This is a genomic window from Bacteroides sp. 43_46, from assembly GCF_001915455.1.
Lineage (GTDB): Bacteria > Bacteroidota > Bacteroidia > Bacteroidales > Bacteroidaceae > Bacteroides > Bacteroides caccae.
Genome location: NZ_MNQN01000127.1, coordinates 78,765 through 95,398, shown reverse-complemented (window position 1 = coordinate 95,398; position 16,634 = coordinate 78,765). Strand labels below are relative to the sequence as shown.

The following is a 16,634-nucleotide window of genomic DNA, read 5'->3' as shown; positions in this document are numbered from 1 at the left end:
TTTTAAGTATGTGTTCTTAAAAATGAAATAAGGAGGAGCCGGAGATTTTTATTATCCTCCGGCTCCTCCTTATTTTAGAATTACAGTTTATGATAGGCTGTTGACTATTGCTCTGTTGCAGTTTCCTGTGCTTTCCGTTCTTTCTTTTTATTGATGAACTCGATTTTCAGATTCGCAGCTTCCTGTTCTTTCTTGATTTGCTGCATTGCCGAAAGGATCTGTGATAATTGGTAGATATTTGCTGCTGCCTGACGGTCAGTGGGGCTCATGGTCGTTTTGTAAATACGGTCGCCGAGATATTCAACCCGGATATTCTTGTCTTTATTGAGATTCAGAAATTCGATTACGCTTCCGTCTTCTCCGAGTTTATAGTCCGCTTTTTCTATCTTTTCGTTCATATCGACTGTCTCATAACTGTCCTTGGATGTAGGAGTTTCTGCAAAACTGCCGTCAGGAGCAATTACTTTGACACCGACGTGATGAATGTTATTACTGCCACAATAAATAGAAGTCATACTCATGATACCTTGTTCATTTACCTGAAAGCGTAGATATGAACGGTGCAGATTCTTTTCAACGGTTTGGGTAGGCCACAGATAATTTCCTATTTGCTGGTACTCCGCATCTTTCTCCAGCGTGAATTTGTCTTTGATTGCATCAAATTCCTGTTGTTTTACTTGCAGGGCACTGTCCAGATACGCAAGTGTTTTTTGTTGTGCTTTCGTCTCAACATCCAGCATTAGTTCCTGACCGGCTTTACGCGCTTCGAATGCTTTCGGATACAAAATTTTGATACTGTCGATTTGAGACTTTGCTTCTTCGTAGTCGCCACGTTCATAAGCGGCTTTAGCAATCACCAGTTTCTCGTTCGCTTTTTTTTCAATGCTATTTCCGCAAGCTGTCAGCACTAATGTGCCGCAAAAGAGGTAAATCAGTTTTTTTATCATACTGTATATATTTTATTGTTCATCATCCTTCGTTTACTTTATTAGCGACAAAAATACAAATATATCCCTTATTTTTGTAATTTTGCCCCCTCAAAACTTATAACTAAAAGGAATGATAGAGTTGACTCAAGAGGAATTGAAGCAGCATTTCAGCGAACCAATCTTCGGACAAATAGCCGAAACTGCCGATGCACTGGGCTTAGAGTGCTATGTGGTAGGTGGTTACGTTCGCGATATTTTTCTGCAACGTCCCTCTAAAGATATAGATGTAGTAGTTGTAGGCAGTGGAATTGCTATGGCAGAAGCACTTGGAAAACGTCTGGGACGTGGTGCTCATGTCTCTGTTTTCAAGAATTTCGGAACGGCACAAGTAAAATATAAAGGCACGGAAGTAGAATTTGTAGGAGCTCGCAAAGAGTCATATCATCGGGATTCACGAAAACCTATCGTGGAAGACGGAACACTGGAAGATGATCAGAACCGTCGTGATTTTACGATTAATGCTCTTGCCGTTTGCCTGAATAAAGCACGTTTTGGGGAACTGGTAGATCCGTTCGGCGGTATGGAAGATATGAAGGAGAAGACGATTCGTACTCCTCTTGATCCGGATATTACGTTTAGTGATGATCCGTTACGTATGATGCGCTGTATCCGTTTCGCTACGCAACTGAATTTTTACATTGATGATGACACTTTTGAATCGCTTTGCCGTAATAGGGAACGGATCAACATCATATCCCGTGAGCGTATTGCAGATGAATTGAATAAGATAATTCTTTCGCCTGTTCCTTCAAAGGGCTTTATTGACTTGGAGCGTAGTGGGTTGTTGTCGTTAATCTTTCCCGAACTGGCTGCTTTGCAGGGGGTAGAAACACGGAATGGACGTTCGCATAAGGATAACTTTTATCATACGTTGGAAGTACTTGATAATATCAGCAAGAAAACGGATAATCTTTGGCTGCGTTGGGCTGCCTTGTTGCATGATATTGCCAAACCTGCCACTAAACGTTGGGAACCAAAAGCTGGCTGGACGTTCCATAACCATAATTTCATCGGTGAAAAAATGGTTCCGAATATTTTCCGTAAGATGAAGTTGCCGATGAATGAGAAGATGAAGTATGTACAGAAAATGGTTAGTCTGCACATGAGACCAATCGTGATTGCGGATGACGTGGTGACAGATTCGGCTGTTCGTCGTCTGCTTTTTGAGGCGGGAGATGATATTGATGATTTGATGACTTTGTGTGAAGCGGATATTACTTCAAAGAATATGGAGCGTAAGCAACGTTTCTTGAATAATTTCCAGTTGGTTCGTCAGAAATTGAAAGACTTGGAGGAGAAAGACCGGATTCGTAATTTTCAGCCTCCGGTAAGTGGGGAGGAAATCATGGAAACCTTCGGTTTGCAGCCTTGCCGTGAAGTCGGGGCTTTGAAAAGTGCGATTAAAGATGCTATATTGGATGGAGTTATCCCGAATGAATATGAGGCCGCTCATGCCTTTATGTTGGAAAGAGCTGCGAAAATGGGATTGAAACCACTTGACTAATTGGCGGTTGTTTTTACTATTTGTATAAGTCTAAATCTGTATAAACAAGAAAACAGTGAACACTTAATGAATCTACTCCATACAGTGTTCACTGTTTTCTTGTTTTGTTGATCCGGTTACTGCTTAGGCAGTGTCACAGAAAAATATGGGTTAGGTATGCGTTGTTCAAATATAACTTTTTTCAACTTTTCTACGATATCCGGATGTTGGAGTGCTACATCGTTGTCTTCGTGAATATCTGTCTTTAGGTTATATAGGAACGGCTTTCCTTTTTTAACGATTAATTTCCAATCATCCATGCGCACTGCTATCTGGTTGGTTTCGTTAAATTCCCAATACAGGAAGTCGTGTTGTTTCTGTTTTTTCTTGCCAAGCAAGGTCGGTGCGAAAGAAATTCCGTCGAAATAGTCAACTTCTTTTTCTTTATTACGGTATTTCTTTTCATAATTTTTGATGCCGGCCACATCACAGAAAGTAGGCATTAAATCATAGAAAGCGCAGATGTGGTCATTGACTTTGCCTGCCGGTACGTGTCCCGGCCAACGGGCAATGAATGGAATGCGGATTCCTCCCTCGTGGCATTGGCGTTTCAGTCCGCGCAATTTTCCGTCTCTACCGAAGAAAGTAGGGTCGGCTCCTCCTTCTTCGTGAGGCCCGTTGTCGCTGGAGAAGATAACTAATGTGTTTTCATCCAATCCTTTTTCTTTCAATTTCTTCAAAACTTCCCCTACATAATAGTCCAGGCGGGTAATCATGGCGGCAAATTGAGCGTGTGTATGGGTGATAGCATTGTATCTTGAACCTTCGCTTCCTTTGTAAACCTTATCCGGATCGAATTTTGCTTTATACTCGTTTAAGATCGAATCTTCCGGTTGTACCAGTTCTGCGTGAGGCAAAGTGTAGGTAAATATGCCGAAGAAAGGCTGTTTGGTATCCTGTTGGTCCAGCCATTCCATTGCTTTCTCGTGAATCATGTCGGCAGAATATTGCGAGCGTTTCTGATATTCAGGACCGTACATCGGGTATTTGATGTTTTCGTCCATTACTATACGTACTACTCCTGTATCGCCCAGAGCTTTACTATATCGGTTTAAGAAATTAGGGTAGTAGAGGTGAGCTTGGAATTGGCAAATGTAACCATAATATTCATCTATGCCGCGTTTGTCCGGAGTAGAGCAAGATCCTTCGTAACCTCCGGCCCATTTACCGAACATACCGGTGGTATATCCGTTGTCTTTCATAATTTCCGGTAGGATAACGTGATCCGGATCATAAGGATGTTGTCCCACTACCGAATATTCTTTGTTGTTTCCGTACATGATAATGGGTGAATTTCCCCAATACTCTTTGTTTCCGCGTACTTCACAGTGACCTGTATGTTGTCCTGTCATAAATGAAGCTCTGGAAGGTGCGCTGACCGGGCTGCCTGCATACGCTTGTGTGAAGCGCATTCCTTCGCTTGCCATAGCGTCTATATGGGGAGTGCGTATGAATGGCTGGCCGTAGCATCCTAAGTCGCCATATCCCATGTCGTCACAGAGGATAAATATAATGTTGGGTTTGGAATCCTTTTTCTGTCCGTTGGCGGAGAGAGTGGAAAGGAGTAATGTGCCGCTTATTAATGATATAGATTTGTAATTCATAATGTTACGTAATTAAATGTTGTATGGGTTGTTTAAATTATTTGCCGATAAGGTCTTTTCCTTCGCGTACACCCTGAAGGATAGTTTGTAGCTCTGCCACTTTTTCTGGCATTTGAGAAGCATAATTAGTTACTTCTTTCACTTCTTCCATTTTATACAGTTGCGGTTCTTTTGAGTTACCGGTTTCGATTTTCGGTCCCCACTGGATCATTTTCGGTCCCCCATTCGGTTCGATATATTTCCAATCTTTTGTGCGGACAGATAGTGTATGATTGGAAGCTTGTTCGATTACCCACGGACGGTCTTTCTTTTCTTTGCCTAGCCAGCTTCCCAGGAAGTTGTAACTATCAGGTGCAGTGCCTTTGGGCATAACAGCTCCGGTCAGAGAAGCCAGTGAAGCTAACCAATCGACCTGAGAAACCAACAAATCCGATGTTTTACCTTTTTTCACTTCTTTCGGCCAGCTTAAGATAGCCGGGATACGGGTCCCTCCTTCAAATGCACTATATTTATTACCTCTTAATGGTCCTGCAGGGCTGTGTCCGTTAAGGAGTTCTTCCGCCTTATCATCATATCCGTCGTCAACTACCGGGCCGTTGTCACTTGAAAGAATAATTAATGTGTTTTCTCTCAAGCCTAGTTTTTCAAGTGTATTCAGAATTTCACCGACACAATAGTCGAATTGTACAATGGCGTCACCTCTCAGTCCCATTGGGTTCTTTCCTCTAAAACGGTCATGGGGGAAACGAGGAACGTGTACATCATTTGTTGCAAAATAAAGGAAGAAAGGTTTATCCTTATTTTCTTCAATAAACTGAATGGCATGTGTTGTCAGAGAGTCAGCAATGTTTTCGTCTTTCCAAAGAGCTTTACCTCCACCTTTCATAAAGCCGATGCGGGAAATGCCATTGACGATAGACATATCGTGTCCGTGACTAGGTTTCAGGTTATAAAGCATTTCCGGATTGCTCTTTCCGGTAGGTTCACCTTCAAAATTTCTTTGATAGCTTACTTCGATAGGTGCACTAGGATCGTAGTTGGCTACTTTCCCGTTTTCAATGTATACGCAAGGTACACGGTCAGCGGTAGCTGCCATAATGTAATGGTAGTCAAATCCTAAGTCTCCCAATGCACATGGCAGTGGAGCGTTCCAATCTTGTGTACCGGCTTTGTCTCCTAATCCCAAGTGCCATTTTCCGATAGCTCCGGTAGCATAACCGGTACTTTTGAACATATCCGCCATGGTATATTGTTCGGGACGGATAATCATGCCGGCATTTCCGGCAGCTACGTCTGTTCCTTTTTTGCGCCAAGCATATTCTCCTGTCAGCATGGAATAACGGGAAGGGGTACTGGTTGCAGCGGTGGCGTGGGCATTAGTGAAGCGAATACCTGATTTTGCTAATCTGTTGACATTGGGAGTTTGTACGTTTTTAGCTCCGTAACATTCCAAATCTCCATAACCGAGATCGTCGGCATAGATAAACACAACGTTGGGTGTTTTTGCTTTTTCGGGGGTGGTTTGTTTGGGGGCTTTGTCTGCGGCTGTGGCCACACAGGCAGCAGAAGATAAAAGGGTAAAAAGCAAAGGTTGTTTCATTGTTTTATTAAATTTATATTGATTAAGGTGTTTAATTTTTTATTGTCCATGTGTTTTTAAGACGCTAATATAGTATATTTAATCATTGAAAGCAACTTTATTCTCATTCTTTAAAAAAATAGAGAGTAAAGTTGCTTTATATTAATACCCCGGAAGTTGTTTTTTGGCATTAATTGATATATCCCGGATTTGTCAGCATATTTTTTGAATATAAACTATTTCAATTCAATAATTTCTTCGTTACAGTTCGTCAGTTTTTCTATTCTTTCGTTCGTTACTACCCAAGAGTTTTCTATTCCTACCGGACCTATACCCGGAAGAACGATTTTAGGCTCAAGAGCAAAGACCATTCCCGGTTCCAGTTCTTGTTTCATGCGGGGAGCTAACACGGGTGCCTCGTTGATTTCGAGTCCGATACCGTGACCGATAAATTTGGCCTGCTGTTGCGTGCCCATAAATTTATCTGCAAATCCGGCAGCAGTCACCATTTCTATGGCAGTGTTGTAAAGGGTTTCGCAAGGAATACCCGGCTTGGCGATAGAAGCGATTTTTTCCTGAATATCCAGGCAGACCTGATGAGCAGCATACGCTTCCTCCGGTAATTTCCCAATAGAGAATACACGGCTCATGTCACCCATGTATCCATTGAAGTTGCCGCCTAAGTCAATCATTACACTCTGGCCTTCTTTCAGTGGGGTTTTATTCGCCCCTCCCGGCAGGGCAGGGTCGAGGCCTTGGCCACCTAAAGCAAAGTCGTATGGAGAGGGGTATCCGGCATTGTCTCCGGTCAGCACGCTACCCATGAAGATTTCCATGCTACGTCCGAAAACGCGGAAGATTCCCAAATTGCCTTGCAGACGCATCAGACGTTCGATTTCGATAGAAAATTCGATGTCCGTCATGCCGGGGCGGTATACGCTGGGGATTTGTTCGTAGGCTTTGGCGTGAGCAATGCCCGAACGACGGAACATTTCAATTTCAATGGCAGTTTTTACACTACGTGCCTGGCGGATTAACGGAGTGCCGTTGACTACTTCCGTTTCAGGAAACAAGCTTGCCAACCGGCAATATTCCGAGTAAGGGAGTTCGTCACCTTCCAACATTAACTTGGCAGGCATGGGCAATCCTTTTTCTTTTAGCAAATCTACAATTTGTTCTGGTTTGCGGATTGAGAATGAATGTTCTCCTGTGATATTGTTGGGACGTTTAAAAAACAGTAAAGCAGGTGAGTGTAGTGGGAGATAGAGATAACCACTGACTACGCAACCATACGTGTAAATTAAATTAGCATTACAAGTAATAAGTGCGGCGTCAATGCCCTGTAACGCCATCAGACTGCGAATCTTATCGCGGCGAAGTTTTAATTCGGGTTGTAGCATTTTATATTTGTTACATGATTAATAATTACACAATTGCTAATAGTAAATCATTAATTGTGAGTTGTTTACTGTGAACAACAAATTCATAATCTATTATTTACCTTATTATGCCACAAAGATAATTAATTCCATTGAAAATAATGTTAATCTCAAAAAAATAGCACTACCCGCGTCCTGTCACAGGAGGCGAGTAGCGCAAAACCACAAATACAAATACAACTAAACAAAGTCTTTTTAAATAACGCCTTGTCCCATCATTGCGTGAGCTACTTTCATAAATCCGGCAATATTAGCACCCTTCACATAATTAATATATCCGTCGGGTTCTGTGCCGTATTTCACGCATTGGGCATGGATGCCGTGCATGATCGCATGAAGCTTTTCATCTACTTCGGCAGCGCTCCAGCTCAGGTGCATTGCGTTTTGAGACATTTCCAGGCCGGAAGTGGCAACACCGCCGGCATTGACTGCCTTACCCGGAGCATACATCGTTTTATGTTCGATAAATAAATCGATTGCTTCGGGAGTACATCCCATGTTAGAAATTTCTCCGACACAAAGTACGTCATTTTTTATGAGATTTTGTGCATCTTCTCCATTTAATTCGTTTTGAGTTGCGCATGGAAGTGCAATGTCTGCTTTTACTTCCCACGGGCGTTTGCCTTCTACGAATGTAGCATTCGGATATTGTTCAGCGTAAGGAGCTACAATGTCATTACCCGAAGAACGCAACTCGAGCATATAGTCTATCTTTTCGCCGCTGATTCCGTCCGGGTCGTAGATGTATCCATCCGGGCCCGAGATTGTGATAACTTTTGCACCCAACTCGGTAGCTTTCGTAGCTGCTCCCCAGGCTACATTACCAAAACCGGAGATGGCAACGGTCTTACCTTTAATATCAATTCCTTTTGTCTGCAACATTTGATTGACAAAATATAAACCACCGAAACCGGTAGCTTCGGGACGAATCAGCGAACCGCCAAATTCCAGTCCTTTACCGGTAAATGTTCCGGTAAATTCGCGGGTCAGCTTTTTGTACATACCGAACATATAACCTACTTCACGTCCGCCCACGCCAATGTCACCGGCAGGCACATCCATATCCGGACCTAAATGGCGCCACAATTCCAACATAAATGCCTGGCAGAAACGCATAATTTCAGCATCGCTCTTTCCACGTGGAGAGAAGTCCGAACCACCTTTACCTCCGCCCATAGGCAGGGTAGTCAGCGCGTTTTTGAACGTCTGTTCGAATCCGAGGAATTTAAGGATGGAAAGATTGACCGAAGCATGGAAACGAATACCACCTTTGTACGGACCAATCGCATTGTTGAATTGTACGCGATAGCCGAGATTTGTTTGAACTTCTCCTTTATCGTCTACCCAAGTGACACGGAAAGTAAAAATACGGTCTGGTTCTACCAATCTTTCGATGATTTTGGCTTTTTCAAATTCAGGATGTTGATTGTAGATGTCTTCGATAGAAAGAAGTACTTCCTTCACTGCTTGAAGATATTCAGACTCACCGGGATGTTTTGCCTCCAAAGAGGACATGATTTTCTGGATGTTCATAATAGTATGTTTTTAAAAAGGTTGTTCTGATAAAATGTCAACTAACTATACTGCAAATATAGGAAAAGTTTTCAAATGTGATTGATTTTATGGCTATATTTTGATTAAATAATGATAAAATGATAGAGTCGGGGATACTAGCTAAGGAGCTTATAGTATTCGCACATTAATAATGTTACTTTTTTCATGTGAATAAAAAAATCGAGGATAAACTTAATGTTACAAATCTACAAAATAATAAGAGATAAGCAAGTAAACTTTATAAAGAAGATGATAGAAAATGAGATTTAAAAAATTAACTTTGCAAACCGGATTTTGGAAACATGATGATTTGGAATAAGAAAGGAGAATAATTTTATGCTCAGTAAATATAAATTAAACCAGCTTTACTTCAAAGATACGCAGTTCGCCAACCTGATGACCAGGCGGATTTTCAACGTGTTGTTAATAGCCAACCCTTATGACGCTTTCATGTTGGAAGATGACGGACGTATTGATGAAAAGATATTCAATGAATACACCTCTTTGTCCTTGCGTTATCCGCCGCGTTTCTCACAAGTATCTACGGAGGAAGAGGCTTTGACGCAATTGGAGAATATGTCGTTCGACCTGGTAATTTGTATGCCGAGTACGGGTGATAATGACAGTTTCGACATCGGCCGTCACATTAAAGAGAAATATGAGCATATTCCTATTGTCATTCTGACTCCTTTCAGCCATGGTATTACAAAGAGGATTATCAACGAAGATCTGAGTGCGTTCGAATACGTATTCTGCTGGCTGGGTAATACGGATTTGTTGGTTTCTATCATTAAGTTAATGGAGGATAAGATGAATCTGGAACATGATGTGCAGGAAGTCGGTGTACAGTTGATTCTTTTGGTGGAAGACGGTATCCGTTTCTATTCCTCCATTCTTCCCAACTTGTATAAATTCGTGCTAAAGCAAAGCCAGGAATTTTCTACCGAGGCGTTGAATGCGCATCAGCGTACACTCCGTATGCGTGGACGTCCTAAAATCGTTCTGGCACGCACGTATCAAGAGGCAATGGAGGTCTATCGTAAATATCAGAACAATATATTAGGTGTTATCACAGACGTACGTTTCCCGAAGGTGGAGCGTGGCGAAAAAGACGGTCTGGCGGGTATTAAGTTATGCGCTGAGATACGTAAGAATGATCCGTTTGTACCGTTGATTATCCAGTCTTCCGAATCAGAGAACGCTTCGTATGCAGCAAAGTATGGCGCTAGTTTTATCGACAAGAACTCCAAGAAAATGGACGTCGACCTGCGGCGTATCGTTTCTGATAACTTTGGTTTCGGCGACTTTGTGTTCCGTAATCCGGAGACAGGGGAGGAGATTGCCCGTGTACGTAATCTGAAAGAATTGCAGAATATCCTGTTCGCTGTGCCTGCCGAGTCTTTCTTGTATCATATTAGCCGGAATCATGTGTCACGCTGGCTTTATTCACGCGCCATGTTCCCGGTGGCAGAGTTTTTGAAACCTATTACGTGGAGCAGCCTTCAGGACGTGGATGCGCATCGCCGGATTATCTTTGAAGCGATTGTGAAATACCGTAAAATGAAGAATCAGGGAGTGGTTGCCGTCTTTAAACGTGACCGTTTCGACCGTTATTCCAACTTTGCCCGTATCGGTGACGGTTCGTTGGGAGGAAAGGGACGCGGTTTGGCTTTTATAGATAATATGGTGAAACGTTATCCCGAATTTGAAGAGTTTGAGAATGCCCGTGTTGCCATTCCTAAGACAGTGGTGCTTTGTACGGACGTATTCGATGAATTTATGGACATTAACAATCTGTATCAGATTGCGCTTTCGGATGCGGATGATGATACGATATTGCGATATTTCCTGAAAGCAAAATTGCCGGACAGACTGGTAGAGGACTTCTTTACTTTCTTTGATGTGGTGAAATCGCCTATTGCTATCCGTTCTTCTTCTTTGTTGGAAGATTCTCACTATCAGCCGTTTGCCGGAATCTATAACACTTATATGATTCCTTATCTGGACGATCGGTATGAGATGTTGCGTATGCTTTCCGATGCAATCAAAGGCGTTTATGCTTCCGTTTATTTTCGGGATAGTAAAGCCTATATGCAGGCTACATCGAATGTGATCGATCAGGAAAAAATGGCCGTTATTTTGCAGGAAGTAGTCGGCAATCAGTATGGTGACCGTTATTATCCATCCATGTCCGGTGTGGCGCGTTCGCTGAATTATTATCCGTTGGGTGATGAAAAAGCGGAGGAAGGAACCGTCAATCTGGCACTGGGATTGGGAAAATATATTGTAGACGGCGGTATGACGCTTCGTTTCTCTCCTTATCACCCCAATCAGGTGTTACAGACCAGCGAAATGGAAATAGCTCTGAAAGAAACCCAGACCCGCTTCTATGCCTTGGATTTGAAGAATGCAGGGCATGATTTCTCTATCGATGATGGCTTCAATTTGTTGAAACTTCATGTGAAAGAGGCGGAAAACGATGGAGCTTTGCGGTATATTGCTTCTACATACGATCCTTACGATCAGGTTATCCGTGACGGTTTGTATCCGGGCGGACGCAAGGTGATTACGTTTGCAAACATTCTGCAACATGATGTATTCCCGTTGCCTCGGATTCTTCAATTAGTGCTGAAGTATGGCGAACAGGAAATGCGCCGTCCGGTTGAAATTGAGTTTGCGGCTACCATGAGTCGCGAGCAGGATAAGACAGGCACATTTTATTTGTTACAGATCCGGCCGATTGTGGATAGTAAGGAAATGTTGGATGAAGATTTGAATGAGATACGGGATGAGGACGTTATCCTTCGTTCTTATAATTCGTTGGGACATGGCATTATGAACGAAATTCACGATATTGTCTATGTAAAGACTGAGGGTTACAGTGCTTCGAACAATCAGGCTATTGCTTGGGAAATAGAAAAAATCAACCGGCAGTTCCTGAATGAAGGTAAGAATTATGTACTTGTCGGTCCGGGACGTTGGGGAAGCAGCGATACATGGTTGGGTATTCCGGTGAAATGGCCGCATATTTCTGCTGCCCGTGTGATAGTGGAAGCCGGTTTGACTAATTACCGCGTAGATCCGAGTCAAGGCACACACTTCTTCCAGAACCTGACTTCTTTCGGAGTAGGCTATTTCACTATCAACGCTTTTATGAATGACGGTGTTTACGATCAGGATTTCCTTAATGCCCAACCGGCGGTAGACGAAACGAAATTCTTGCGTCATGTCCGTTTTGAGAAGCCGATGATAGTCAAGATGGACGGAAAGAAAAAACTGGGTGTCGTTTTAAGGCCGGAAGATTAAGTGATTCTGTTAATTAAGACCGATGTTGTTTATCCGCTATTCCTATATGCTAATGGACTCATGCCAACATATCGTTTGAAGTATTTGCCGAAGAATGATGTGTTGGCGAAATTGAGTGAGTTGGAAATTTCCTGGATGGGGATATTGGTCGATTTCAGTTGTGATTTGGCATCCATAATTACCATGTGTGAGATGATTTCGACACAGGTGTTTCCTGTCACTTTCTTTACAGTAGTACAGAGGTGAATATTTGATATTTTGAGTTTCTCGGCATACCATGCTACATTGCGCGTCTTATTGTAATTTTGTATCACCAGTTGAGTGAAGTTTTTGTAGATTAACTCGCTTTTAGACGAATACTCTTTCGTGTTTTGTAGCTGGTTGTTATACATGGCAGCTATTCCGGTATGTATATTATTATACAAGTGCGGAGTAATTCCTTTGCGGGTTGATTCGTCGAAAAAATCATATAGCTTTATCAAGAATTGAAAGTATTCTGCCAGTAGTTTGGCTCCTTCCGGCTTTAATGAAATAACCGGTCGGCCTATCGTTATAAATAGGGTGTTGATAGCCGAAGGAAGTAAATTGGCTTGCTCTATGTATTTTGATGAGAAGCCTCCGAAATAAAGCATCGGTTCTCCATTGACACTGTGTATCTGAAGAATACTTCCGGGCATAATTGTAACGAAGTCATTAGCCCGTACTGTTATGCGATTTAGATTGACCGAGGCTTCGATTTCTCCCTCCATGCATAGCACGAATATTTCCGATTTCAGTCGGCAAGGAAAGTTGGTATACAAGCTAAGCAATGCCTTGTTTACTCCTGTACCTATGAGCCATTCTTCGGGTAAATCTATTTTGGGTAGTTCTTTCATTTCTCACACTTTTTACTTTATACAAAGATATATGGATTATGATTAATGGGCTGTTTTTCTTTTCAAAAATTATAATTTTGACTCGTAAAACGGTATCTTATAAGATATTTTAGGCGCTTTTCTTTAAAAATAGAACAGAAACAAGAAAAATAGACCTTGCAGGTGTGTGAAAATAATAGTTACTTTGCGCCTGTGAAATTTTGGCATTTGTGTGCGATGGGAATATCACGCATTTGCTTTTATTAATTAAAAAGAGAATTTAGAAATGAACAAGAGATTATTTTATTATCTGTTTGCTGTATTGTGTACAGTGACATTGTTTACATCTTGTAGTGATGACGATGGTGATGATACTCCGACAGTTATTCCTATTGAGCAAGAGATGGCAGGTGATTATAAAGGGACAATGGATGTATATTATGTTGGCGTGCCAGATCCAATAGCTTCCGGTTTATCCCAAAAAGTCTATGTAACTAAGGCTTCTGATACTGCTGTTAAATTAGAATTGAGAGATTTTGTTTTCTTTTTAGGTAGTGAGGAACTTAATCTTGGTACTATTGCTGTGGAAAACTGTCCTGTAACGGTAGAAGGTACTTCTTATAAGTTTTCTGGTAATCAAAAGATGACTCTTTTAGTAGGAGACTGTGATGTAGCGGTTTCCGGTACTATTGGTAGTGGAAATCTTGCAATGATTGTCGACGTTAAAGTTGGTGGTGGAACATTGCAGGTTAAGGTTGATTATAAGGGAACTAAGTTGGCTGGAACAGAAAGTACTGAGGCTAAAATTTTGAGTTTTACTTTTGATAAATCTGTTGAAGCTAATGCTGTCGTTTTTTCAGAACCAATAGTCAATGAAGAAGACGGGACTATTGTTTTTGAGGTTTTAAAAGATGTAACAACAGATGATTTGAAGAAATTGGTGCCTACTATTGAAGTTTCTGCTAAAGCAACTGTAACACCTGCAAGTGGTGCAACTGTGGATTTTTCTTCAAATAAGGCTATTTTTACTGTCGTAGCTGAAGATGGAAGTTCTAAAATTTATACGGCTTCTATTTCAGGACGTGCTTTTGTAGTTAGTTATGATTTTGAAGAGTGGGATCCTGTTACACATAAACCGATGTTTGGGGATGAGGAAACCTTTACTACTCCAACAGGATGGTGTACAAGTAATTATGGCATAGTAGAAATGGGAATGTTTAAACCTATGTTAGGAAGGAGTAAGTGGTTAGTTACTGAAGAAAGTGAAGGTCATAATGGTAAGAGTGCATTACTTAGAACTATAAATTCCAAAGGTGGTGTTGGAGGTTTGATACCTACAATAACAACAGGCTCTCTATTTCTAGGGACATGGAGTACTAATGCGGGTAATACTCTGAATAGTACAAAATTTGGTAATCAATTTAATAATTCTTTAGGAAGACCAGTTGCAGTAAAGGGATGGTATAAATATGAATCAGGTAAGGATTTCTATACATGTGAATCAGATGCAACTGATAAAGCTACCATAGATGTATCTAAAGGTGAATATGCTGATCAATATTCTATAAAGGTATCTTTATATACTACAGAAGAATATGATGAGACTGGTTTTTCAGATTATCTGACAGGAGAATCTGGTGATAATAATTTTTATACTTCTAGTCGTGTTGTAGCAAAAGGAGGAGTTGAAGGAGGAAGTACTGACGGACAATGGAAAGAATTTACTATAACTTTAGATTATGGTGACGCAGAGTTTGATATAAATCAAAAATATCGTTTTGCTATTGTTTGTTCATCTAGTAAAGAAGGAGATAAATTTTGGGGAGCTCCAGAGAGTAAATTATGGGTAGATGATATAGAAGTAATATATAAAAAATAAATCAATTCATATCTTATTAAAAAAGCCGGAATGTAGAATGCATTCCGGCTTTTTTAATAAGATAATGTGTACCCTATCGGCACGGCTTTTTCATTTAAGCTTTGAATTAGTCGTTCGATTCCCCCATCCATGCCAATGCGGCATGAGAGGAATTCCCGTTATTGGTAATCAGAAGCTTACTGATAGCCCCTTATTATCTCAGCCGTGCATGAATAGTCTGCTTTTCTTCTGAAATACTTGACAAACGACTTTTTATTTTGTATCTTTGAAAAAATAAAAGTGATAAACAGTATGAGAAATATAAGAACAATAGATACATAAATAACATTCTGACTGATATATTTTAGTATCAGGATAGATATGATATAGGGCAATAGTCTAACGATTATTGCCCTATTTTGTTTATATTTTTACTTTAAACATTTAATCCATTTCCGAAAAACGGGAAAAATAGTTTTTAATAAACTCGGATACCGTTTATAATAAACTATCCAAAAGTTTATTATAAACAGAAATCAAGTTTATTAATAGCGGAATAGCTGGTTGTAAAAATAGAGAAAACTGTATTATAGAATAGAGGAGCATCGAAAAGTGCATCCATTTACGAAGTAATATAAGATAACATTTTTCATTTCTTCCAAATATGCAGATAATTCAAACCAATCAACACAAGGAGATAGTATCCCGTCAAAAATGAACGATAAGAAGAAACACCTAAGGCGGTGTTTCCGCATCGCTGCGCAGTAGGATTTTTACTACAATAACAAGCGATGAACAATATTTCTTAAATGAAAAAGCCGTGCCCTATCGGGGCAAATATCTCCTTTCTTCTCTTTTATTAGAAAAATAAATTTTATTTTTGTATGTCTAAAAAATAAATAATGAGATTATGAAATACTTAGATCCAAAGGCGGACTTGACTTTTAAACGTGTATTTGGTGAGCATCCCGATTTAGTGATGAGCTTGCTTAACGCCTTGCTTCCCATTTCTGTCGGTCAGGAGATTACTGATATTGAATATCTTCCTGCCGAAATTGTGCCGGATAATCCATTGCGTAAAAACAGCATTGTGGACGTGCGTTGCAAGGATAAGTTCGGAAGGCAGTAGTTTATTGCTGAGATGCAGATGATCTGGTCTCTGGAATTCAAGCAGCGTGTATTGCTCAATGCTTCCAAAGCATACGTACGCCAAATCAATTCGGGCGAGTAATATGAACTGCTTCAACCTGTGTATTCGCTCAATCTAGTGAACGAAATGTTTGAATCTGAATTACCGGTTTTCTATCACTATTATCGTCTGGTTCATGAGGAGAATACCGATAGAGTGATTGATGGCCTGCATTTGATATTCGTAGAACTACCCAAGTTCAGCCCGCATACATATAGTGAAAAGAAGATGCAAGTGTTGTGGTTACGCTATCTGACCGAAATCAACGAAAACACTCGCGAAGTGCCCGAAGATTTGATAGATAATCCGGAAGTGAAAAAAGCTATTAATGCATTGGAGGAATCAGCTTTTACCGATGCGCAACTGCTGGGATATGAAAATTTTTGGGACATTATCAGCGTGGAAAAGACGTTGTATAACAGTGCGGAACGCAGAGGATTGAAAAAAGTATCGAGCAAGAGAAGCTTGAAGTTGCCCGAAAAATGAAGTCGGACGGATTAGCGGTTGATTTCATATCCAAATACACAGGACTGTCTCTTGATGAAATCAAAGAGTTATAGGCTGCAAAAGCAATGTTGCAAACTATTATAGCATTTCATTCGTCTCCGTACGGTAATGAGTGAAATTATAAATATATTCCTTTCCTACTGAATAATTTTTTCTGTTGGAGGTTTTCTTTTGTTAAATTAAATATAGCTTCCTTTCGCTTGAAAACTAAA

9 protein-coding genes and 1 pseudogene are annotated in these 16,634 nt (G+C 40.8%); 4 read left to right on the top strand and 6 right to left on the bottom strand.

Annotated features, from left to right (window positions below; genetic code table 11):
- Positions 1-104: 104 nt before the first annotated feature.
- Positions 105-944 carry an outer membrane protein assembly factor BamD gene (locus BHV72_RS15740; protein WP_122118517.1) on the bottom strand — a complete coding sequence of 280 codons (840 nt, stop codon included), beginning with the start codon at positions 942-944 and terminating at the stop codon, positions 105-107.
- A gap of 115 nt (positions 945-1,059) precedes the next feature.
- Between BHV72_RS15740 and BHV72_RS15735 the strand changes: the two genes are divergently transcribed.
- Positions 1,060-2,493 carry a CCA tRNA nucleotidyltransferase gene (locus BHV72_RS15735; RefSeq protein WP_005679544.1) on the top strand — a complete coding sequence of 478 codons (1,434 nt, stop codon included), beginning with the start codon at positions 1,060-1,062 and terminating at the stop codon, positions 2,491-2,493.
- 116 nt (positions 2,494-2,609) lie between these two features.
- Here BHV72_RS15735 and BHV72_RS15730 read toward each other — a convergent pair whose 3' ends face one another.
- From BHV72_RS15730 to gdhA, 4 genes are all read right to left on the bottom strand, one after another.
- Positions 2,610-4,136 carry an arylsulfatase gene (locus BHV72_RS15730; protein WP_005679543.1) on the bottom strand — a complete coding sequence of 509 codons (1,527 nt, stop codon included), beginning with the start codon at positions 4,134-4,136 and terminating at the stop codon, positions 2,610-2,612.
- A gap of 37 nt (positions 4,137-4,173) precedes the next feature.
- Positions 4,174-5,736 carry a sulfatase family protein gene (locus BHV72_RS15725; RefSeq protein WP_005679542.1) on the bottom strand — a complete coding sequence of 521 codons (1,563 nt, stop codon included), beginning with the start codon at positions 5,734-5,736 and terminating at the stop codon, positions 4,174-4,176.
- 215 nt (positions 5,737-5,951) lie between these two features.
- On the bottom strand, positions 5,952-7,115 hold the full coding sequence (locus tag BHV72_RS15720; protein ID WP_005679541.1) for a M24 family metallopeptidase: 1,164 nt from the start codon (positions 7,113-7,115) through the stop codon (positions 5,952-5,954).
- Between the two features lie 234 nt (positions 7,116-7,349).
- The gene (gene gdhA, locus BHV72_RS15715) at positions 7,350-8,687 is read right to left on the bottom strand and encodes an NADP-specific glutamate dehydrogenase (RefSeq protein WP_022042246.1); all 1,338 of its coding nucleotides are present in this window, start codon (positions 8,685-8,687) and stop codon (positions 7,350-7,352) included.
- 357 nt (positions 8,688-9,044) lie between these two features.
- Here gdhA and BHV72_RS15710 point away from each other — a divergent pair, with 357 nt between their 5' ends.
- Positions 9,045-12,014, top strand: coding sequence for a PEP/pyruvate-binding domain-containing protein (locus BHV72_RS15710; RefSeq protein ID WP_005679539.1), 2,970 nt, complete (start codon positions 9,045-9,047; stop codon positions 12,012-12,014).
- A 29-nt stretch (positions 12,015-12,043) separates the two neighbouring features.
- Here the strand turns inward: BHV72_RS15710 and BHV72_RS15705 are convergent, their stop codons facing one another.
- Positions 12,044-12,889 (bottom strand): helix-turn-helix domain-containing protein, encoded by an 846-nt coding sequence (locus BHV72_RS15705; RefSeq protein ID WP_055173548.1) that lies wholly within the window; start codon positions 12,887-12,889, stop codon positions 12,044-12,046.
- Between the two features lie 265 nt (positions 12,890-13,154).
- Between BHV72_RS15705 and BHV72_RS15700 the strand changes: the two genes are divergently transcribed.
- A complete protein-coding gene (locus BHV72_RS15700; RefSeq protein WP_286856608.1) occupies positions 13,155-14,747 on the top strand; it encodes a PCMD domain-containing protein in 1,593 nt (530 codons plus the stop codon).
- An 889-nt stretch (positions 14,748-15,636) separates the two neighbouring features.
- Positions 15,637-16,475: pseudogene (locus BHV72_RS15695) on the top strand (Rpn family recombination-promoting nuclease/putative transposase).
- The last annotated feature ends 159 nt before the right edge of the window (positions 16,476-16,634 follow it).

What these genes read in the sequence shown, in the direction of transcription:
- BHV72_RS15735 (WP_005679544.1), top strand. Translation starts at nt 1,060, where the DNA reads ATGATAGAGTTGACTCAAGAGGAATTGAAGCAGCATTTCAGCGAACCA.
- BHV72_RS15730 (WP_005679543.1), bottom strand. Translation starts at nt 4,136, where the DNA reads ATGAATTACAAATCTATATCATTAATAAGCGGCACATTACTCCTTTCC.
- BHV72_RS15725 (WP_005679542.1), bottom strand. Translation starts at nt 5,736, where the DNA reads ATGAAACAACCTTTGCTTTTTACCCTTTTATCTTCTGCTGCCTGTGTG.
- BHV72_RS15720 (WP_005679541.1), bottom strand. Translation starts at nt 7,115, where the DNA reads ATGCTACAACCCGAATTAAAACTTCGCCGCGATAAGATTCGCAGTCTG.
- gdhA (WP_022042246.1), bottom strand. Translation starts at nt 8,687, where the DNA reads ATGAACATCCAGAAAATCATGTCCTCTTTGGAGGCAAAACATCCCGGT.
- BHV72_RS15710 (WP_005679539.1), top strand. Translation starts at nt 9,045, where the DNA reads ATGCTCAGTAAATATAAATTAAACCAGCTTTACTTCAAAGATACGCAG.
- BHV72_RS15705 (WP_055173548.1), bottom strand. Translation starts at nt 12,889, where the DNA reads ATGAAAGAACTACCCAAAATAGATTTACCCGAAGAATGGCTCATAGGT.
- BHV72_RS15700 (WP_286856608.1), top strand. Translation starts at nt 13,155, where the DNA reads ATGAACAAGAGATTATTTTATTATCTGTTTGCTGTATTGTGTACAGTG.